Consider the following 20,515-nt stretch of genomic DNA (forward strand, 5'->3'; position numbering starts at 1 on the left):
TGTGATGAGTCAACAAACGGATGAAGTATCAGCAGATATCGTTGAGAAGTTGTTAAGCGCTCGGGCTAACGCCTATGCGCCCTACTCGGCACACCCGGTGGCCTCAGTGATGGTAAGCCCTGATGGCCAGCAGTTCGCGGGCACTAATGTGGAAGTAGCGCACTACAAAGGCCTGTGCGCCGAGGCATCGGCCATCTCCGCGATGATCACTGCTGGGCAGCGTCAACTGGCCACCGTCTACGTGATGGGCCCTGGCGATCACCTGTGCACACCCTGCGGGGACTGCCGCCAGCGCATCCGCGAGTTCGCCACGCCCGAGACACAGATCAAGGTGCTCTCCGGCAGCGGTAAACTGCTGAAAACCTACACCATGGAAGCCCTGCTCCCTGACGCCTTTGGGCCAGAGCAGCTGCCGCCGCGTTAATCTTTCTACACCCAAGAAGCCGTTTCGCTTTATTTAGCTGACGGCTTTTCCGTGGACAACTGTTGATACGCTTCCACAGCAGCCACCACTTCTTCGGGTGGAATAACGCCGTCTTTACCACGAATCACCGCACGTGAAACTCCCTCAGCAACCGTGGCACCGCTGGGGTTGGTAAACCTGTGCCGCATGTAAAAATACTTCTCGTCCCAGTGTTCCATACTCATATTGCAACGATAACGCTGACCAAGCTTGAGTGACTTATAGTAGCTCATGTCATGATAAGAGATTATGGGCATCCATTTTCGCCGAAGCATGATTCGAGCCAAGCCTGTGCGAATGAACAAGTCAATGCGGTTAAGATCGCAGACCGTCATGAATCGGCCATTGTTCATATGGCCATTCACGTCGATATCATTGGGTAAAACAATCCCCTCAAGGGTATTTTCAAGGGCATTCAGGCGCATCAAACCGCGTCGACGTTTCGCAGTCAGTAGTAGCCAGATCATTCGAAAATATAGATTCACTGTGTTGTCCCCATAAAAAATCACTCACGTTATCAAGCCAGCTCGGCCAGAACTTGCCTTCACGCACTTGGTAGAAGCCTAAATGGCCTCCAGTCGTAGAAAAACGAGCGGTAAGATTATGTCGCAGAGATGCTGAGGCAGGAAAGGTTTCTCGCGGGATCAGCGGGTCGTCTAGAGCGGCAAGAAGCAGTAAAGGATGTGTAACGTTCGGCAGGTGGCGCTTGGCACTAGAAGCTTCATAATACTCCTCAACACTCGCGAATCCGTTGATTGGCGCAGTGTAGAGGCGATCAAAATCCCGAATCGAGCGAACACGGTCTAGAAAACGGTTACGGCGCCGATATTCGGGGAAATGCTGTTTTGCTTTTGCCACCGACTTGTAGGAAGCCAGAATGCGCTGCTGATACAAGCGATTGATACCACAATTGGCCACCTCAGCTGTTGCGTCTAGGCAGAAGGGCATTGAAACCGTAGCTGCTCGTTGAATTGGGACTGTGCAATGTTCTGCAAGAAAGCGAGTCAGAATAACCCCGCCAAGAGAAAAACCCACTGCGTACAGCGTAGTTGCCCTCCCCAAAGAGGTCAGACGCTGAACCAACCAAGCAATATCCTCAATGTGTCCGGCATGATAAAACTTCTGAAGGCGATTGGGCTTACGCGCCCCGCGGTGCGATAGCACCACGGCAGACTTTCCCAACCTAGCTGCTGCCTGCATCATAGTACGAACGCAAGTTGAATCAAGCCCACCTTCCATGCCGGGCAAGATAATCAGTGTGTCCCGCGTCATGTCTCCTCTCGCAGCTGGGCCGCTCCAGTGTAGCGATAATTCGTCACCATCCGGCAAGGACAGAAGCTCGGTTCGCGTATACAAACCTTTCGCGCAGCTCAACAGAGCGGGAAGAATAGTCTGTACATGAGGGTTGTCGAGAACTCGTATACGTCTAGGTTTAAGATCCGAACATACATGAGTGTTATGGTGTGTTCGTCGTCTCATCTATACTTCCGAACACTCGAGGTTGAACCCAGGAGCCCCGAGTTCAGCAAGTAGTCTGGCATCTTTCAAGCTAGGTTTGCGAACCTTCCTACGAAAATAATCCGCTCCTAATACCAAGTTGAAATTCGAGGTGCCACCATATCGATGATGCAAGAAGTGATTAATATACTGCCACCGGAAGTAACGAGTTCCTAAAAACCAACGAAGCCACAATGGTGCATGGCTCCGCCGCTGAAGAAAGGGTTGATGTAGATGAGGGTGCACCCAATGGCTCATGACAGGAGGAAGCAGCACTGTAGTCAGCAGGCCAAGTCCAAACCAGTGTGAACTGTAAATTGCCAGCAGGCCGCATGGAATAAGCGAGGGAAGCGTAAATTTCACCGCTCCCCAGCCATGCAAGCGGGTACCAAAAACCCCCTTTATGATAGTCTCGCCATGTTTACCCCTCTCAAGCAACAGGCGTCGTACCTCTTCCTCTTGCTGGGCGGAGTCGAACATCCGATCATGACTCTTGCGGTAAGTTTTAACGTGGTGGATAGTGTGATGGCTGTAATAAGTGTTGATAAGTGATCGTAACAGTCGCGGATAGCGCTCCCATTTCCTCACACGGTGCGTTAAGGCATCTGAAACGTATTCATGCAAGAATGACTCCACCCAAGAGCTGATTAAATAACCTGTCACCACACCAGCTAGTACCAACGCTGCATTGATCAACGGTTCAGCCATGTTCCCCCCCTCCCCGGCGCAGGAGGCCCGGGAATATCATGTGTGGCTTTCAGTGGCACCATTTGCTGTGATGTCTCACTATATAAGTGCAGCCGAAAGCAGCTTGGAATTTCGCACGGCAGTAGTCGAATCGAGGTCTGATCAAGACAGTGGTGAAGCATGAATTGGCGTAATCGATAGTTCGGCACCCAGGGCACCAAGTGGTGCACGTGGTGAAGATTGATGCCTGCCACCAACCATTCCAAACAGCGCGGCAGAACCAAATGCGAGCTACCGCAAAGCGCAGCTTCTTTCCTGGACCACTCCGAACGCGGTCGCCAGTAAGCCGATTCAAATTGATGCTGGACATAAAATAGTACCAGTCCAATGCTGCCAGCAACCTGCATCGCTACCAGATAGCCAATGACAAATTTGATGCCGCTTTCAAACTGAAAGGCTGCCAATAGAAGTGTCACGAGGAAGGTGTTGGTTAGATATATAGAGGCCCGCTCGCGACTCCCTGCCGGAGCGATCCAAGGCAAGCGAAAATGAATCACGAATTGCCAGATTGGCCCCAGCAGTATAATGACCCAGGGATTTCGGTAAAGGCGATAGAATAATTTATGCTTGACCGACAATGCTTGATACTCAGCTACCGTCATTGTATGGATATCTCCCATGCCTCTCGAATCGAGGTTACCGCTGGTACGGTGATGTGCCAGATGAGTTCGTCGCCAATACGCGTGAGGTGTGAGACAAAGCACGCCAAGTAATGTGCCGATGACGCGGTTAAGGCGGCGGCCAGGAAACAGCGAGCAGTGGGCGCAATCATGCTGAATAATGAATAGCCTCACAATCGATATACCAACTAACATCCAAGCACCAAGAGCCCATACGACACTTAACCAATGATCCGTTGATAGTGTCAGAGCAATCGCCAAGACAAGTGTTACAAGATAAAGCACCAGTGTCATTACGAGTGATAATAGTCCCCTGCGAAAGGACGGAACCCAGTGTGACTTTCGGGAACTAGAGGATTCAAATGTCGCATGCATTAGATGGGCCTCAAGACAGCTTTTGAAGCAAAAGCAGCTTTCATGATCGCGAGTGCGGTAGCTTCAGTTTTGATCGGGATAAAGGGGTTCTAATGCATTCATATCCACTAAAGTCGATGTTAAGCTGGCATCCAGTAGACAACGATGTTTGAACTCTTTCATATGCTCTCCTCAAGTCTTATATTCACTTTAGTCCGCAGTTTAAGCCAAACGATATGACTAAGCAGTAGCAGCTCAACTAAGGGTCAAGAATACAGTGACAACCTATTTCGCCCGACAGCACTCGTTTGCTCTAACAATGATTTCGTCTATTTAAATTATCGAAACCAGAAAAGTAAAGTATATTTATTAAACGAGAGTACGACAAGTACTCAGACGCACTCGTGGCTGTTGACCAGACACTTAATGAGACTAAACAACCGACTACAAGGAATTCGCGATAATGCAAAAAAATAAAGTATTGCGCCTCTGGGAAAGGTTTTCCACCACTCCACTCCGACGCTGGCTGTTCAGCCGCATCGTGTGTTTTCGCGCGCCATATTTTGGCTCCATCATGCCGCTGTTCGTCTCCATGCAGCCAGGAGAAGTGGTCATTCAAATGCGCAAGCGTCGGCGCGTGAAGAACCATATCGGAACCGTGCACGCAATCGCCATGTGCAATTTGGCTGAGTTGGCGGCGGGAACCATGATGGAGGTCAGCATCCCAGGCAGCCACCGGTGGATTCCAAAAAACATGAGCGTGGAATATCTGAGCAAGGCAGAAACTGATGTTCGCGCGATTGCAACACTTAGCCCATTGCCAGAGTTCGGTTCGGATTCCAGCGAGATCCAGGTGCCTGTTGCCATTCTCAATCATCATGGCGAGACAGTAATGAAAGCCTCCATTGGCATGTGGGTAAGCCCACGAAAGCAGGGTTAAACGAAACTCAAGTGACACTCTCAATTATCGGGAGTGTCATCGTATAGCGACTGCTAGACACTCCCCCATAAAAGCCGTTTCGCTTTATTCAGAAACGGCTTTTTCTTTTTTAACAAACTCAGCGTTGATAAACCCAATCCTCATAAACCAGCCCAGGTACCCGGCTAAATTCACGCACATTGTTGGTAACCACCGTACAACCCGAGGCGATAGCATGCCCGGCAATAGCCGCATCGTTTGAGCCAATAGGCGTGCCTGCCTTAGCTAACACCCGCATTATCTCAACGGTCGCATCCACGGCTTGCTTATCCCAGGGCAATACGGCATCTAACCGCTTCACGAACTCATCAACTAGAGACTTATGCTTAGCAGATGCCTTCTTGCCAATTTGGCCATAGCGCATTTCTGCATAAGTAATTGTTGATACCACCATTCGATTACCCTGCTCGACCTCAGTAGCGAGGCGACTGATCACCGATGCCGCTCGCTCGCGCATAATGAACGAACAGATACAGGTATCCAACATATAGGTAGTCACAGATTGAACCTGCCCTCGTCACTCACGACGTTAGGGCGCTCCATCAGAAAATCGTCGTCCGCTTTGGGAAGCTCTGAGAAGGACGACCAAGAGGGGCGTACTGGCCGCAGTGTGATGACGTCACCTTCACGGGTGATTTCCAGCTCTCCGATACCCTCATACGCCATATCGTTAGGTAATCGAACGGCTTGATTTTTGCCGTTTTTGAAAATAGAGACTGTGCGCATAAAAATCTCCTGCAAATGCCTTACCTACGCAATATAGCACCCAGCCAGACATATGCAAGCCATATGCCAAGCTTGCTCAAACGTCTTCGGCCCTGAGCAACTACCGACGCGTTAACTTGTCTCTCGCACCACCAGCGTCACCGGCAGCGATATATGCCGGGGCGCTTCTCCCGCCCGCGCTTCTGCCAGTAATGCCATGCTCGTTGCGGCAATCTCGGCGATATCCTGTCGTACCGTGGTTAGCCCAGTGGCGAGGGTGGGCAGATCATCAAAACCGGTGACTGCCACTTGGCCCGGCACCTCAATCCCGCGATCTTCCAGCGCGGCCACACAGCCCAGCGCTAGCTCGTCGGTGGCACATACCAGCGCATCAAACGGCAGTGTTTGAGCGCCCGTCTTGTCCAAGTAACTGTTCAGATAGCGATAGCTATTTAGGGAATCCGATGCAAAGCGGTGTGGCAAGCTGATTAACTGCTCATTGAGCTTTGCCTCGGCTAACGCCTGACGGTAGCCCGCCAAACGGCTATGGGGGCGCGGAACCTCTAGCTCACCGCCCATAAAGGCTAGCCGCTGGCGCCCATGGCCAATTAGATAAGCGGTAATTTCATACAGCCCCTGTCGATCATCTGGTGCGACGGAAAATCCCTCCCCGGCGTCGCCAATGCGCACAAAGGGAATCGCCGCAGCCTTGAGTAGTGCGGGGCGTTCATCATCCTGCGCTTCCCCGAGTAAGATGGCGGCTCCAGCACGCTCGGGCAACTCAGCGGTCTGCTGGTGATTAAAAAACACTGGCACCATCCCCTGCTGATGAAGCGCCACCGTAAGGTGCTGGTAGAGCAAGATATAGTAAGGTCGCAGCTCAATATCCTGACGACCAAGGGAGATACCCACCACCGCCGATTTGCCACTGATTAACTGGCGAGCAGCGGCGCTGGGTTGGTAGGCCACCTCGCGGCTAATCGCCAAAATCTTTTCACGTAGGGCGTCGCTTAGCCCAGGCTTGCTATTCAGCGCCCGGCTGACCGAGGCAATCGACACCTCGGCCCGCCGGGCAATTTCGCGAATGGTGGCCGTTTGGGCGCCTTGTTTACTCTCTCTCACCGACTATTTCTCGCCCTATTTTCACCTGGAAGGCGTCCAGTGTGCCGAAAAATCCACGACGTTGCGACGCTGATTAACCAGCAATGGCCAAGCTGCGATCTTCCTGGCTGGAGACAACGCAGGCATCGAGAACGGCCTGAATCGCGGCACCGCGAGCGAAATCCGGCTGGTCATTGACGCCGCTGCGCATACTCTCCACAAAGCGCTGATAAATACTCGCCGTGGGCGGAGCCTTCACTGTGCTCCAGCGCGCGGGGTGAACGTCATCGTCCAGGCATACCTGCACCTCGTCTCTTGAGGTATCTAAATCGACCCGAATGGCGCCTTTATCGCCGTGTACACTCAGGGTTAACGAGTTGTGATGCCCGGTCGCCCAGCGGGTAGCCTGAAGAGTGCCCTTGGCTCCATTGGCAAAGGTCACGCGCATTAGGGCGGTATCGTTGGCGTCCAGCTGATAATCACCGATGCGGTTATCCGGCGCTTTCTCAAAGCAGGTCAGCTCGCAGTTTACGCGGGTAATATCGCCTACCGGGAAGCTGGCAAAATCGACAATATGGACGCCTACATCGCCCAGCACGCCTTTGCTACCGTGGGCTTCCGAGAGCCGCCAAAGCCACTGGCTATCCTGATCCCAACGCCCCCAGGCATGGCTGACCAGCCAGCTCTGTCGGTAGCTGGCGTCTACGTGACGCACCTGCCCAATGGCCCCGGCGGTAATGAGTGCACGAGCGTGCTGTATGGCTGGCGCATCGCGATAGCTAAAGTTGACCATGTTGATGACATTGGCAGCCTGGGCCGCTTGGGCCATCTCACGAGCATCCTGCGCATTAGTGGCCAGCGGTTTTTCACACAGGATATGCTTACCTGCCGCTATCGCAGCCAGAGACGTTAGTTTATGAACGCCATCCGGCGTAACGTTGCTAACGGCCTGAATATCCTCCCGCGCCAACATGGCTTCCAGGTCATCATACACATCGGCAATGCCATAGCGGCCAGCAAAATCGCGCGCTTTGGCCAAATCCATATCACACACTGCGACGATTTCCACACCCTCAATGCGGCCAAAGTGCTTGGCGTGCTCGCCCGCCATGCTGCCAGCGCCGATAATCGCTAAACGGATCATTTAAAGCCCTCCTCGCCAGGTTTATGCAACCCTTCCCCTTTTACTTCCACCGGGTTGGGCGCCTGGTCAGCAGGAATATTGGGGCAGCTATCGATCCACCGGGAGCCTTCCGGGCGGGCCCATTTCACAGCGTTCTTGAGCACGGTTTTGACCGGGGCATCGTAGTAAATCGGGTAGGTTTCATGACCGGGGCGGAAGTAGAAAATCTTGCCGTTGCCTCGCTTGTAGGTCAGTCCAGAGCGGAAGACCTCACCACCTTCAAAAGCGCTGATAAAGATCACCTCGTCAGGGTTGGGCACCGCAAACGGCTCGCCATACATTTCGGTATGCGGTAGTTCGATATAGTCGCCCAGCCCCTGCACAATCGGATGCCCTGGGTTCACCACCCATAGTCGCTCGCGCTCCCCTGCTTCCCGCCACTTGAGTGAACAGGTAGTACCCATCAAGCGCTTGAAGATTTTTGCGTAGTGCCCGGAGTGCAGCACAATCAACCCCATGCCCTGCAGCACGCGTTTCTGGACGCGATCAACGGTCTCCTCCAGCACATCGCCGTGGGCCGCGTGGCCCCACCACAGCAGCACATCGGTATTGTCGAGTAGCTCTTCGCTTAGCCCTTGCTCGGGGTCTTGCAGTGTAACGGCGGAGGCATTGAGCCCTTCCGCTTCGTTGAGGCCTTCGGCGATGCAGTGGTGCATGCCGTCTGGGTAGATTCGCGCCACGACTTCATTGGTTTGTTCGTGGACGTTTTCCCCCCACACCGTGACATTAATGGTCATCTTCTCTCCTCAGCTAGGCTGATAGTTGCATAAAAAAGCGTCTTTGTAGCGCTTAACCGCTAAAGTAAACGTTTACGATCATTACGTAAACGTTTACCTAAATACAACTTTAGTCGCGACCACGCCGTCCAACGCTGTTTCTAACACTATTGGCATCGCTACAGAGTTATCCGTATTCTTACCCATGATCTTGCGCTTAAACGCAGCGCATACCCAATAACAGGAGAACGCCATGGCTGGTTTACTGCCCAACGTCGACCCCGACGGCTTGCTTGAGTACTCAGTGGTCTACACCGACCGCTCGCTGAATCACATGTCACAGCAGTTTCAAGGCGTGATGCGTGACATTTCTGCCACCTTGAAAGAGGTCTATAACGCCCAGGCAGCGGTTATCGTGCCCGGTAGCGGCACCTTTGGCATGGAAGCCGTCGCGCGCCAGTTTGCCGTTGATCAGAACATCCTGGTCATTCGGAACGGCTGGTTCAGCTACCGCTGGACACAAATTATTGAGATGGGCCGTTTAACCGATCAGCACAGGGCACTTAAAGCACGGCGCCTGAATGCCGATGACCCGCGTTCGCCTTTTCAGCCGGTGCCTATTGATGAGGCCGTGGCACAGATTCGTAGCGATAAACCTGCCGTGGTGTTTGCCCCGCAGGTGGAAACCTCTGCAGGCTTACTGCTCCCGGATGACTATATCCAGGCGCTTGCCGAAGCGACTCACGAGGTAGGCGGTCTGTTCGTACTGGACGCCATTGCAGCGGGCACCCTGTGGGTGGATATGCAGGCGCTAGGCATTGATGTGGTAGTCAGCGCACCGCAGAAAGGCTGGAGCGGCTCACCCTGCTGCGCCATGGTCATGCTCTCGGAGCTTGCTACGCAGCGCTTGAAGGAGACCCAGAGCAACAGTTTTGCCTGCGATTTGGGCAAGTGGCACAGCATTATGCAGGCCTACGAAAATGGCGGGCACGCTTATCACGCCACCATGCCTACCGATGCGCTGCGACAGCTACGGGATATAATGCAGGAGACTCGTGCTTACGGCTTTGCCAAGGTAAAAGAGGAGCAGCAAACGATTGGTCGGGAAGTCCGTGCCATGCTTAAACACCATGGTTTTGTCAGCGTTGCGGCGGAAGGCTTTGAAGCCCCCGGCGTGGTGGTGTGCTATAGCGACGATAGCGGCTTGGTGGGCAAACTGGCCCAGGCGGGCGTTCAAGTGGCGGGCGGTGTGCCGCTAATGTGCGATGAGGGCGACAACTTCCAAACCTTCCGCATAGGCCTGTTTGGGCTCGATAAGCTGCACCACACCCAACGCAGCGTGAACAGCTTGGAACAGGCGATTAAGGCAGTGGTGTAAGGGTGTAAGGAAGGAACAGCCCGCTATTTTAATAGCGGGCAGATTAATCGCGCCCCCATAAACGCCTGTTTACTTACGTCTGAATCAATCCGTAGCGGGGGTTATTCGACCAGGGATGGCGAATTCATCGCCCATGGATGGGGCTACAGCGCCCCCGCATAGGGTTGATCAGACCGGTAAGGATGCGCGGCTAAATATACCCCACGCCCCGCGGCATCATACCCAGGTGGTTTTCGACCTTGGTGACCCCCGGCACGTTTTCCGCTGCCACTGATACCGCCTGCTTCTGCTCAAGGGATTCGACCAGCCCCCAAACCTCTACCGCACCGCCATCCACTATCACGCTAATGCCTTCGACCTGTACGCCGGTATTATTCTCAACTTCTATGAGAATGGCCTCGCGAATTTGCCGATCATCAGTAGGTGACTGGGTCGGCGCCACCGCCGCATTGGCAATCCCTTGTAGCAGGTTAGCGCGGCTGACAATGCCCACCAACTTACCGTCACGCAGCACAGGTACCCGCTTGATATGGTGTTTTTCCAACATGCGCGCAATGGTGTGCAGCGGCGTGTTTTCGGCTACTGACAGCGGGTTGGCCGTCATTACTTCATGGGCTTTACGGCCATGGGACTTAACATAGTCGCCAGCATCCTTGCCACCGGCAAACAGCGATAACCACCAGGCCTCGCGGTGGTCACTGTTATCTTTTACCCGACGCATTAAGTCGCCTTCGCTGACAATGCCGACCACCTTGTGCTCATTATCTACCACAGGAACGGCACTGATACGGTGCTTGAGCAGCAGTTGGGCAATTTCTCGCACTTCAGTATCGGGGCCCACGCTTACCACTTTGGGCGTCATAATATCGATTGCTTGCATGGATCTCCTCCTTGCGTCAGGCCTTAATACGCATTTTAAAGACTGAGTCGCAGATGCAGGTTACCCTGCCTGTTCTTTGAGCCTAGTTCGCTGCGGGCAATTTGCCTATGTTGGCCAGCTATAACCAAGAGCGCATTAAGGCTGCGTTGATCTGGCGCAGTTTATGAGGGCTTATTTACTACTCACTTTTTATTTATTCTCCTGCACGCCACTGCTCTCTTCGACTTTCTCCACATCGACAATGCCCGAGCGGCTAACAACGACCTTCCAACGGGCGAGATAGGGTATATCTTCGCTGCCTGTCTCTCGAATCACCAGGTTGAACAGATGACGGCGCTCGACCCCCTCACGCACTGCCTGGCCATCTTTGAGACGGTAAATATGATGTTTGCCCTTACTCATTAGCCGGGTGAGCATGGAAATATCCAGATTGAGCGTTTCTCGGGTATGCTCGTAGCCGCTTAAAAAGCGCGTGGGCGACATACGTGAGCTAGAGCGGTAGTGAAGCACCACTTCTTCACGTTGAGCGACTGTGCGGCGACGCATCTTTTGGATATCAGCGCCCAACGAAGCAAAGCGCTTGTAGTCAAACCACTCCAATTGGCGACCCACCACGGCATTGCGAGTGGGGTCTAAATATTGGCGGCGCCACTTGGGGCGGCCTTTGCGCAGCCAGCGCCACAGGGTATTGCGCAAATCATCTTTAAACACCTCACGCATGGCATAGAGCAGTGCCATGGCTAGTACAAACAGCGCGGTTATATCGCCCAAGGCACTACGCAACTGCAGTACGCCCAACGATACAAAGGCCATCACCACGGCGGTGGCAAGCGCTTTGACCGCTTTTTGCTCGCCGCCGCCGAGCTCCAAGGCCTCTTGCTTCAGGGTAATCGGGTGCTCAATTAACCGCCGCAGCAGGCGCATTTTATTCGACATTCGCGTCGGGTCGGCCATCACTCGCTCAGCGTTGTACTGCTGTTCGCGGCGATACTCGTCTTCCCGGTGGCAGACACTAATAAAGCGTCGGCGGATATCAGTAAACTCACCGCCACGGGGCATATGCGCCACCAGCGCCAGCAACTGCTGTTCGGTAAACCAGGAGAGGTAGTTATCAATATTGGCAAAGTACTTATAGAGACTTTCATCATCGGGTTGATGCCGCCTCAACCGCTTGAGAATACCGTCGCTCAGATCGATCATTTCATCCAGTTGGTCACGCAGGGCAACGGCACTCTCTTGTGCCTCACTGTTCTCTTCACGCTCCTCTTGGCGAGCATGGCGCAGCTTATTGGCACTCACTAGCATTGAGCGGGTAGTGCGCTCCATCGCTTCCACGTATTGGTAGGCGTAGAGGCTCAGGCTCAACCGGTACGAGTCGCTACCCAGCCGATTCCGGCTCGCCAGTCGACTATGCACCAGCGGCAGGAGATACTCATCACTATAGTAGGTGCGCGAGACATTGATGGCAGCATGATAAAAGGCTTCTTCTGAGATAAGCTGGGTGCTTAATCCCAAATCGCCAGGCACAAAAAGATAGACGTCGAGGTTATGCGATGTCTCTTCCTTGAGCCGCCGGGTAAGGCGCAGATGAAAGCTGTTTTTACGCTCAACGTTGATCAACTCATCAATCTCCTACTCCTTTGCCTAACGTGATGATATACCATGGCTAAAATGATCATGGTGCTGCGCAAAGCCACCGCCCTTTGTTCACCTATTCGTCTGTGGAGCTAGGAAATGTCCATTGCCCGTTTTTCACCCTTTGAGCTGCTGCTATTAAAGAGCCGCAGCCAAGTGGATACGGCAACCCTGCTGCTGTTGGCCTGGGTGCTGGTGCACCGCCAACACGTCTCAGAGGGGCAGCGACGCCGCCGCTTAGCCCAGGTGACCGCGCAGTTTCGCCATGGGCATGAGTTAGGCCCGGTGATAAGTATCGCCCATAGCCAAGACCTCCAAGCGATCCAGCTGGCTGCCGAGGTGGTTCGCAAAGAGTGTGGCACTGAGCGTAGCCTTAGCGTTCTTCATCAAGCCATTACCGTGGCCACTGATGACGGCGAGCTGTCGCTGGCCAACCACTATATTTTGCGCTTTTTGGCTGACTTGCTAAACGTTGCACCGATAACGCTAAGCACTCTGTTTAAGGAACTCACCGGTACCCCACTTGCGCCTCCCGAAGACCCTAGCCGCGATGCCTACTGGCAAACCCACGACCCAGATTACCATGCCCGAAAAGCACGTGAGGCTGAGGCTGCTGAGCAGCAGCACCAGCAGGCCAACGCACGGGCCGAACAACAGCAGCGAAAGAAAGAGCAGCGCCACCAACAGAAGCAGCAAAAACAGCAGGAGAAGCAGCAACGTCAGGAGCAGGCGCGCCAAGCGCGAGAACAGGAACAGCAGCGCCAGCGGGAACAGACCCGCCAACAAGAGCAGGCACGACAGAGGCAGCAACAGCAGCGCGAACAGGCCGAACGCGAGCAGCAACGCTCCCGCCAGCAAGGCTCTCGTCAGCAGCACCATCAAGAGCACCGCAATCGGCAGCAGCGCGCTTCACCGCCACCGCCCGACCGCACCGCGCGGGCGCTTTCGGTGTTGGGGCTTACCCCTGGTGCCACCCGGATAGAGGTTCGCCACGCCTATCGACGGATGGCGCAGCTCCACCACCCAGACCGCTTCTATTCAGAAAGCGAACAACAGGTCGCCTTGGCTTCAGCGCGGTTTCAGCGTATCAAAAATGCCTATGATTATTTAATGCAAACTTACTAAGACCATGTAACGCTATACCTTATCGCACTATGCTCCGCCCTACGAGAAACCAGTCTTAAGAAAAACTAACCCTAAGAAAAATCAGTTCTAAGAGAAACAATAGCTCCCAATGCGTGATTTGTATCAGCGCCTCGCGGTTTCCCCCGAGGCCAACGACCAGGAAATCAGCCAAGCCGTGGCTAGCTGCCAGCATAGCGCCCTACGTCAGGATGCCGAGGCGGTGTTCGCGATTGCCGAACGCCGCGAAACCTACGATACGCTGCACGACACCGTCAGCGATATCGGCAGGCTACGCGCGCGCCTGGGGCTCAGCCACGGCGCCCACTGGCAGGGCGATGTCGCCAACGACTTTTCGCTGCCGCCTGACCACGCTATTTCCCGTCACGACGAACTGGTTGACCGCGTTAGCCACGCGGTCTCGCTGTATAACCGCTGGCGCCGCTTACGCGGCCCATGGCTACTCATCGCCGTGTTCGCCGCCGGGGCTGGCATAGGTATCGCCCTGGGGCTCGCCTTGTGCCTGGGGCTTTTGCCGATGTGACACTGCCCGGTTAGCCGTCTTATCTTGCTTGCGCGCCTGCTCGTCCTGGCGGATCTCAGCCTTGGTCGGTTGCGGCGCGGGCTTCGGCGGTGCTGGTTTCTTATGATGCTCGTCGTTTGATCCACTTGCTTGCGTCGCTTCTCCCTTGCCCTGCTCACTCTCAGACGAGCCATTTTCTTGCGCGGTTTCTTGTGAGCCCTTTTCTAAAGAGAACGAAGTCCCCGCGGCGGCCTCCATACGGTCTTCGGAGCGCGCTTCCATGCTTACACTGAGACGCGGTACGCCCAGGTCAATCTCTTGGGCTTCCATACGCTGCTTCAGCAGCAGGTTAAACGCCCGTGAAACATCCCACTGCATCTCCGGCGCGGTGCGAAAGCGCATACGTAGAATAGGGCAGCCATCTTCAAAGCCCTGGACGCCCTGCATCTCCAGCGGCGACCAGATGTAGTGGCGCATCATCGGATCGCGGCGCAGCTCCTGGGCAGTCTCCTGCATCAGCGTAATCGCATCGTCGATTTTCATATCAAACGGAATACGGATACGCATCAGCGCGATACCGAATTGGCGCGACATGTTATGAATCGATTCAATGCGGCTGAAGGTAATGATATGCACAATCCCATCTAAATCACGCAGCCGCACGGTACGCAAAGTCAGCCCCTCGACAGTACCTGTATGACTATTGATCTGCACGAAGTCATCAACCGCCAGCGAATCCTCAATCAAGATAAAGATACCGGTAATTAAATCCTGTACTAACGTTTGAGCACCAAAACCAATCGCCAACCCGATCACACCGGCACCCGCTAACAGCGGCGTCACGTTGACGCCCAAGTTAGCTAACCCGGCAATGACGGCAATAATCAAAATGGTGACGAAGATGATATTACGAATCATCGGCGTAATGGTTTGCGCCCGGGCCTGATTGACCCGCCGACCCCGCGAACGTGCTGATGACGTCAGCGCTCGCTGAATAGCAGTATCGGCAAAGATCCACACCAGCCAAGCCAGCAGCACGGTGGCGCCCAGACTCATCAGCGCTTGCCCAATCCGCGCGCTGGCCACGGCCTGCTGGCCCAGGCCAAAGAACGAACTGCCCCACACCTGCATCGAGAGTTCAGCAAATACCATCCATGAACAGATATGCGCCAACACAAAGCCGAAGCGCTCTAAACGTTTGCGATATTGGCTCTGGCGGTGTCGATGACGGCGCTTGCCTATCCGTTCTGCCTGACGCCGCAGCAGCCCAGTGACCACCAGCGTCAGCACCAACAGGCTGGCAGAAATAATTGAGCGCGCCAGAGCGGTACCCACATCCCCCACGGTGATAAAAATCGCCAGTAGCGAGCCACTCACCAGTAACAGCGCGGGGATGTGCCAGAGCCCCCCCAGAGAACGAACCATTTCGACCGCGGTACTGGCATCACGACGCTGCTTGAAGGGGCGATTGCAAATCAAGTGGCGCACGGGCCGTTTGAATTTGATAATAAACCGCGCCGCGAGCAGCGCCGCCAGCATATTGGAAAGCACCGACACCAGGCTCGACAGCTCGCTACCCAGCATTTCCACCAAGCGAGAGGAGTTAACTGCATCACCAAGCGCAATCAAGGCACCGATCACAAATAGACCGCGCAAAGCGCGTTGTTGAAGTAGTTGTACCGCAGTAAACCGATGGCCGCGGCTAAAGAACGCGATCACCGTTTCAAATACCACCGAGAGAGCCCGGCCACACAGGCAGATATAGGCCACCACCAGCACTAATGTCCGCCCAGGGCTATCGGGCAACACTTGTCCAATGCCCAGCGTAATAGCAAACGACAACGCCCAGGGCAGCATACGGCGCAAGAAGTGCACCGCCATCAACCAGCCTTTTGGATCTCTGGGTAGATCCAGCGGCCACTCCCGCCGGGTGGCCACCATACGTCCAAAGGCAATCATCACGACCAGCAATACGCCCCAAATAAAGGCCAGCACGGCCCCCTCGGCCACCGCCCGAATTGCCTCACCTTGGTCGGCATCATCATTAAGCGCGCGCAAATCTTCAACACCTTGTGCCAATTGACGCGCCCACTCATCAATGGGAGAGCCACCCGCTTCGGCTTGGTCGCCAAGGTCACTTAAAGTGTCGGCAAGAGCCCCTAGCAGCCCTTGGCGCACTACGCCCTCATCCTCACTGGCAGCGTCGGCGGTGACCTGCAACTCACGTAGCGATTTAAGCAACTCGGTACGCTGCTGCTCGTTTTCGAGCATGGTGATGACGTCATTTAAGGACGACTGGAACTCTTCACCACTAACCTCGGCCGCTTGCTCTTCAGAACCGCTGCTTAGGCCTGGCAGCGACACCACTTGCGCCTGGGCCTGGGTTATTGCCATGCTCGTCACTGCTAGGCTTGCTAACACAAACAAGACGACGCCTATTAGCGAGTTGATTAACCAGTGCTGTCGCACGCCTTACTCCTGAAAATTAGCCTTGATGGCGCCCTGCTTATCGTTTGCCACCGCTTCAGTTTACTGAACTTAGCCATAAGCTCAGGCCACAAGCTCAGTCTCAACGCGTGACTATGATAGGCTGGAGACTTAAACGTTCACCTCAAGGATGCCGAGATGACGCTACAAGCTCCGCCTAATCGCTTAAATAGCCACGGGAAAATCCGGCAAGTTGGGGTCGAAATTGAATTCGCTGGCCTGCCGCCCCGAGACACGGCGATGATCGTACGCGAGCTGTTTGGCGGGGAGCTTAACGTGGTAAGCCCCCACCGGCTACTAGTAGAGGGTACACGCTGGGGCGAATTTGGTATCGAGCTCGACACTCAGTACGCTCATCCTGACAAAACACTCGTTGAAGACCCGCACGTCCAAGACAGCGAGTGGGCGCGCCATCAGCATCAGCGGCGAATCGAGTTTCATCAAAAAACCCGCGAATTGATTGGTGATATGGTCACCGGATTGGTGCCTACCGAAATCGTTTGCCCTCCAATACCCTGGAATGAGCTGGAAGATTTAGACGCGCTGTTTGAAGCACTGCGTGAGCACGGCGCCAAGGGCACCGATGCCAGCTTGCTGTATGGGTTTGGGTTACACCTCAACCCAGAAGTGGAGCGCTTTGACGCTGACTATTTGCTGGCCATGCTGCGCGCTTACCTGCTGCTGGCTGGCTGGCTGCGCGACGAAATCAAAGTCGATATTACCCGCGAGATGCTGCCCCACGCGAACCCATTTCACAAAGCCTATGCGCTTAAAGTGCTTAATAGACGCTATTCGCCGGATCTCGATACGCTGATTAACGACTACCTACACTACAATCCAACGCGCAACCGCGAACTGGATTTGCTGCCGCTGTTTGCCTACCTGCGCCCCGACCACACTCATGAATTACTGCATAATCCGCTTACCAAGCCACGCCCTACCTTTCACTATCGTCTCCCCAACGCCCAGCTTTCCCAGCCAGGGTGGGGCTCAGTGATCGAGTGGAATCGCTGGGCGGAAGTTGAGAAACTGGCCGCTAATTCTGAGGTTTTGCTCGCCCGCTGCGATGAGTATATCGCCGATCATAACCGACCAATGTTTACCCGTGTAAAAGAGAAATTGGTTCGCTGGCTGCGTCGTGAGCGCTAGCCTTCTTACCATGCCTCGTTTTGCATCTTTCATTTCCTGTCACAGTGAGTAACGACCCGCATGACTCGGCCGCTTATCGGAATTACTACCTCTGACCAAAAAAGCCATTTAGCGTGGTGGTTTGATTGGTTTGCCGTCTGGCGGCATGGCGGCAAACCGCTACGGTTATCCCCTTCGCGCCCACTGCCGGCAAGCCTTGATGGCTTAATCATCGGCGGCGGCGACGATATCCAGGCCCACCTTTACGGTGGCGAAGTACAGCTGGATGTCCGTTTAGACCCTGCGCGGGACGAGCTGGAACTCTCCCTGCTTGAGCGCTTTATCCCCCAGCATACGCCGGTGTTGGGCATTTGCCGGGGGGCGCAATTAATCAACGTGCACCTTGGCGGCACCCTGGACGCCGATATCTACACCACCCATGAAGGGCTAAAAAGGCGACGCACCGTACTGCCACGTAAAACCGTTGATATTGTAGGGGCGAGTATGCTGCATCGCTTGCTAGGGGTCACCTGGTGCCGGGTTAACAGTCTGCATCATCAGGCCGTTTATCAGGCGGGCAAAGGGATTGAAATCGTTGCACGTGACAGAGATGGTTTAGTGCAAGGGATTGAGTCGCGGGAACACGAATTCTTGATTGGCGTTCAGTGGCACCCGGAGTGGCTGATATTTAACCGCCCGCAGCAGCGCCTGATTCGCGCACTGGTGCGGGCGTCAGAACGGCACGCCAAACATCATACGAGCTAGTTCAGCACCGCCAAGGCAGTCTCGTAGTCGGGCTCATTTTTCAACTCGCTCACCAGTTCGCTGTGCAGCACCCGGTTGTCGGCATCCAGTACCACGACGGCACGAGCGCAAAGGCCTTCCATGGGGTTGTTGCACAGCGCCACCCCCCAGGCTTCACGAAACTCTGGGTGGCGGAAAGTCGATAGCGTTTCGACGTTATCCAGCCCTTCTGCGCCACAAAAGCGTTTGGCCGCGAAAGGTAAGTCCGCAGAGACAACCAATACCACGGTGTCAGCAAGGTTCGACGCCAACTCATTAAAGTGGCGCGTGGACATGGCACAGGTAGGCGTATCCACACTGGGAATGATATTGAGCACCTTGCGCTTGCCTGCATAGGTATCGAGCGTAACGTCTTGCAGCTCGGTATTGGTCAGCGTCATCGCAGGTGCCGCCTGCCCTGTTGCGGGCAGCGTGCCCGCCACATCCAGTGGTTCACCTGCGCGGGTAATCTGTTGCATTATCCTCTCCTTATGACGTTAATAATTAATGCGTTCTTACCATTTAAGCAGCCATGGTAGGCTATCTTCACGCCTTTACGCTGTTCCTGAAAGACCTTTGTTCAACGTTTGCGTTTCATCCTACCGAGGGAGTGATATGGCCTGTGTATTGATCGTTAAAACTGGCGACGCTTTTCCGGAAGTTGTCGACCAGCACGGTGATTTTGAAACGCTATTTGCAAAGCAGCTTAGCACGGCTATGCCCGCACATTTAGATTTACAGGTGTGGGATGCAACCCGCCAACCCAGCGCGCCTGAGCTTAAGACCCTCGCGGGCATTGTGATTACTGGCTCGCACAGTATGGTCAGTGAAGCCGAGCCCTGGAGCGAAGCACTCAAGCCGTGGCTGCAAGAGGCGTTAGCAAACGACACGCCAATGCTAGGCGTTTGCTACGGCCACCAGTTAATGGCCGCCGCTTTTGGTGGCGTGAGCGACTACCACCCGGCGGGTAGGGAATCCGGCACACGTACCGTGCGGCTAACCCAAGCGGGACAGCAAGACCCGCTGTTTGGCCAATTGCCGGAAAGCTTTGCTGCCCATCTGACCCATGCCCAATCGGTGATGCAGGCGCCTCACGGCTCCACGGTGCTGGCCCATAACAGCCACGACGCCCACCAGGCGCTGCGCTACGGCCCACGCCAGTGGAGCGTGCAGTTTCACCCCGAGTTTACGCCGCCGGTGATGCGCGCCTACCTTGAGCGCCAGCGCGCCGCGCTTCGCGACCAGGGCGAAGAGCCCGATACGCTGCTGGCAAACATTGTGGACTGCCACGAAGCTTCCAGCCTACTGCGACGTTTTTTGGCGTTTGTGTAGCGCTTAGCACAAGCCGACTACTTACGCAGGTCACGTCGCGAAGCCAATCGATCCGCCAGCCGCGTTGGCTCAGGCAGCTTGGTGCGCCCTAAGCAGCGCATCACCCACTCAAGCGATGTCTCCAGGGTGATGCGATGCCCAGGCGATATGTAGACGGGTTTAACCCTGGTTCGGGAGCGTAAAACCGCCCCAATGGTCTCTTGCCCCGCGTAAAGCGGCACCCAGTCACCACGCTGATCGCCCACTTCAGTGTGCTGGCCACATAGGCGCGACTTGGCAATTCCAATAGTGGGCAAATCCAGCCATAGCCCTAAGTGAGCCGCCACCCCTAACCGGCGTGGGTGCGCAATCCCCTGACCATCGACCATGACCAGTTCAGGTATCACGTTGAGTTTCTCAAACGCGCCCAGCGCAGCGGGAATTTCGCGAAACGACAGCAGGCCGGGAATATACGGCATACGCGTTGGCTCACGGTGAACGACTTGCTCAACCACGCTTAACTCGGGTGCTGTGGCGGGGTTCCATTTTAATACCACCACCGCCGCCCGGGTGATTTCGCCCCCCTCTTCAAAACCAATATCTACCCCGGCGATATGCGTTACCGGTGCTAAGCGGTCTGTCATTTCCAAGCGTTTGGCCAATTGCGACTGCAGTGCCCTCGCCTCCCTCGGTGCCAGATTCCATTCGTGTAGTGGTGTGAACATGGCTTCCTCCTTGAAACGGTGAATGGTGAATGGTGAATGGTGAATGGTGAATGGTGAATGGTGAATGGTGAATGGTGAATGGTGACTAAGGTAGCAAAAAAACGCCCCCGCACCTGGAAAGGTGCGGGGGCGTTTGAGACTGATTCAGGTGCCGTTTAACGGCAACTCATCAACCCTT

22 protein-coding genes are annotated in these 20,515 nt (G+C 54.8%); 8 read left to right on the plus strand and 14 right to left on the minus strand.

Translation table 11 applies throughout. From position 1 onward, the window contains the following. Positions 1-4 precede the first annotated feature (4 nt). Entirely contained in the window at positions 5-424 is a 420-nt protein-coding gene (gene cdd / locus QT231_RS07700) for a cytidine deaminase (RefSeq protein ID WP_308336330.1), read from the plus strand. Between the two features lie 29 nt (positions 425-453). Here the strand turns inward: cdd and QT231_RS07705 are convergent, their stop codons facing one another. The 4 genes from QT231_RS07705 to QT231_RS07720 form a co-directional block, all read right to left on the minus strand. Next, the gene (locus QT231_RS07705) at positions 454-888 is read right to left on the minus strand and encodes an acyl-CoA thioesterase (protein ID WP_308336331.1); all 435 of its coding nucleotides are present in this window, start codon (positions 886-888) and stop codon (positions 454-456) included. Continuing rightward, on the minus strand, positions 869-1,735 hold the full coding sequence (locus QT231_RS07710; protein ID WP_308336332.1) for an alpha/beta fold hydrolase: 867 nt from the start codon (positions 1,733-1,735) through the stop codon (positions 869-871). The genes QT231_RS07705 and QT231_RS07710 overlap by 20 nt, the downstream gene beginning before the upstream one ends. A 207-nt stretch (positions 1,736-1,942) precedes the next feature. Beyond that, on the minus strand, positions 1,943-2,668 hold the full coding sequence (locus QT231_RS07715; protein WP_308336333.1) for a hypothetical protein: 726 nt from the start codon (positions 2,666-2,668) through the stop codon (positions 1,943-1,945). Continuing rightward, on the minus strand, positions 2,653-3,621 hold the full coding sequence (locus QT231_RS07720; protein ID WP_308336334.1) for a fatty acid desaturase: 969 nt from the start codon (positions 3,619-3,621) through the stop codon (positions 2,653-2,655). The genes QT231_RS07715 and QT231_RS07720 overlap by 16 nt, the downstream gene beginning before the upstream one ends. 523 nt (positions 3,622-4,144) lie before the next feature. On the opposite strand from QT231_RS07720, the gene QT231_RS07725 reads away from it, so the two are divergent. Further along, on the plus strand, positions 4,145-4,621 hold the full coding sequence (locus QT231_RS07725) for a hotdog fold domain-containing protein (RefSeq protein WP_308336335.1): 477 nt from the start codon (positions 4,145-4,147) through the stop codon (positions 4,619-4,621). A gap of 118 nt (positions 4,622-4,739) precedes the next feature. Here QT231_RS07725 and QT231_RS07730 read toward each other — a convergent pair whose 3' ends face one another. The 5 genes from QT231_RS07730 to QT231_RS07750 all read right to left on the minus strand — a co-directional run bounded on the left by QT231_RS07730 (position 4,740) and on the right by QT231_RS07750 (position 8,386). Beyond that, positions 4,740-5,159 carry a type II toxin-antitoxin system VapC family toxin gene (locus tag QT231_RS07730; protein WP_308336336.1) on the minus strand — a complete coding sequence of 140 codons (420 nt, stop codon included), beginning with the start codon at positions 5,157-5,159 and terminating at the stop codon, positions 4,740-4,742. Beyond that, the gene (vapB, locus tag QT231_RS07735) at positions 5,156-5,386 is read right to left on the minus strand and encodes a type II toxin-antitoxin system VapB family antitoxin (protein WP_308336337.1); all 231 of its coding nucleotides are present in this window, start codon (positions 5,384-5,386) and stop codon (positions 5,156-5,158) included. Before vapB ends, QT231_RS07730 begins: the two co-directional genes overlap by 4 nt. A 111-nt stretch (positions 5,387-5,497) precedes the next feature. Further along, on the minus strand, positions 5,498-6,487 hold the full coding sequence (locus tag QT231_RS07740; RefSeq protein ID WP_308336338.1) for a LacI family DNA-binding transcriptional regulator: 990 nt from the start codon (positions 6,485-6,487) through the stop codon (positions 5,498-5,500). A 73-nt stretch (positions 6,488-6,560) separates the two neighbouring features. Further along, entirely contained in the window at positions 6,561-7,610 is a 1,050-nt protein-coding gene (locus tag QT231_RS07745) for a Gfo/Idh/MocA family oxidoreductase (protein WP_308336339.1), read from the minus strand. Next, positions 7,607-8,386, minus strand: a complete 780-nt coding sequence (locus tag QT231_RS07750; protein WP_308336340.1) for a ThuA domain-containing protein — start codon at positions 8,384-8,386, stop codon at positions 7,607-7,609. Before QT231_RS07750 ends, QT231_RS07745 begins: the two co-directional genes overlap by 4 nt. 232 nt (positions 8,387-8,618) lie before the next feature. On the opposite strand from QT231_RS07750, the gene QT231_RS07755 reads away from it, so the two are divergent. Beyond that, on the plus strand, positions 8,619-9,743 hold the full coding sequence (locus tag QT231_RS07755) for an aminotransferase class V-fold PLP-dependent enzyme (protein ID WP_308336341.1): 1,125 nt from the start codon (positions 8,619-8,621) through the stop codon (positions 9,741-9,743). Between the two features lie 190 nt (positions 9,744-9,933). Here QT231_RS07755 and QT231_RS07760 read toward each other — a convergent pair whose 3' ends face one another. Continuing rightward, the gene (locus QT231_RS07760; protein ID WP_308336342.1) at positions 9,934-10,623 is read right to left on the minus strand and encodes a CBS domain-containing protein; all 690 of its coding nucleotides are present in this window, start codon (positions 10,621-10,623) and stop codon (positions 9,934-9,936) included. 189 nt (positions 10,624-10,812) lie between these two features. After that, on the minus strand, positions 10,813-12,243 hold the full coding sequence (locus tag QT231_RS07765; protein ID WP_308336343.1) for a hypothetical protein: 1,431 nt from the start codon (positions 12,241-12,243) through the stop codon (positions 10,813-10,815). Positions 12,244-12,357: 114 nt separating this feature from the next. On the opposite strand from QT231_RS07765, the gene QT231_RS07770 reads away from it, so the two are divergent. Together QT231_RS07770 and QT231_RS07775 are read left to right on the plus strand one after the other, a co-directional pair. Beyond that, positions 12,358-13,383, plus strand: a complete 1,026-nt coding sequence (locus tag QT231_RS07770; RefSeq protein WP_308336344.1) for a J domain-containing protein — start codon at positions 12,358-12,360, stop codon at positions 13,381-13,383. A gap of 109 nt (positions 13,384-13,492) precedes the next feature. Next, the gene (locus tag QT231_RS07775; RefSeq protein WP_308336345.1) at positions 13,493-13,924 is read left to right on the plus strand and encodes a hypothetical protein; all 432 of its coding nucleotides are present in this window, start codon (positions 13,493-13,495) and stop codon (positions 13,922-13,924) included. Here the strand turns inward: QT231_RS07775 and QT231_RS07780 are convergent. Then, entirely contained in the window at positions 13,841-16,372 is a 2,532-nt protein-coding gene (locus tag QT231_RS07780; protein WP_308336346.1) for a mechanosensitive ion channel domain-containing protein, read from the minus strand. The two genes, QT231_RS07775 and QT231_RS07780, sit on opposite strands and share 84 nt — an antisense overlap. Positions 16,373-16,528: 156 nt before the next feature. Here QT231_RS07780 and QT231_RS07785 point away from each other — a divergent pair, with 156 nt between their 5' ends. Further along, complete coding sequence (locus tag QT231_RS07785) at positions 16,529-17,539, plus strand: amidoligase family protein (RefSeq protein WP_308336347.1); 1,011 nt, start codon at positions 16,529-16,531, stop codon at positions 17,537-17,539. 60 nt (positions 17,540-17,599) lie between these two features. After that, the gene (locus QT231_RS07790) at positions 17,600-18,283 is read left to right on the plus strand and encodes a gamma-glutamyl-gamma-aminobutyrate hydrolase family protein (RefSeq protein ID WP_308336348.1); all 684 of its coding nucleotides are present in this window, start codon (positions 17,600-17,602) and stop codon (positions 18,281-18,283) included. Here the strand turns inward: QT231_RS07790 and tpx are convergent. Next, the gene (gene tpx, locus QT231_RS07795) at positions 18,280-18,780 is read right to left on the minus strand and encodes a thiol peroxidase (RefSeq protein ID WP_308336349.1); all 501 of its coding nucleotides are present in this window, start codon (positions 18,778-18,780) and stop codon (positions 18,280-18,282) included. The two genes, QT231_RS07790 and tpx, sit on opposite strands and share 4 nt — an antisense overlap. 136 nt (positions 18,781-18,916) lie before the next feature. Here tpx and QT231_RS07800 point away from each other — a divergent pair, with 136 nt between their 5' ends. Further along, positions 18,917-19,633, plus strand: a complete 717-nt coding sequence (locus tag QT231_RS07800) for a glutamine amidotransferase (protein ID WP_308336350.1) — start codon at positions 18,917-18,919, stop codon at positions 19,631-19,633. A 17-nt stretch (positions 19,634-19,650) separates the two neighbouring features. Here the strand turns inward: QT231_RS07800 and nfi are convergent, their stop codons facing one another. Continuing rightward, positions 19,651-20,337, minus strand: a complete 687-nt coding sequence (gene nfi, locus QT231_RS07805; RefSeq protein ID WP_308336351.1) for a deoxyribonuclease V — start codon at positions 20,335-20,337, stop codon at positions 19,651-19,653. Between the last annotated feature and the right edge of the window lie 178 nt (positions 20,338-20,515).

The sequence above is a fragment of the Halomonas sp. SpR1 genome (assembly GCF_031010175.1).
Classification (GTDB): Bacteria; Pseudomonadota; Gammaproteobacteria; order Pseudomonadales; family Halomonadaceae; genus Vreelandella.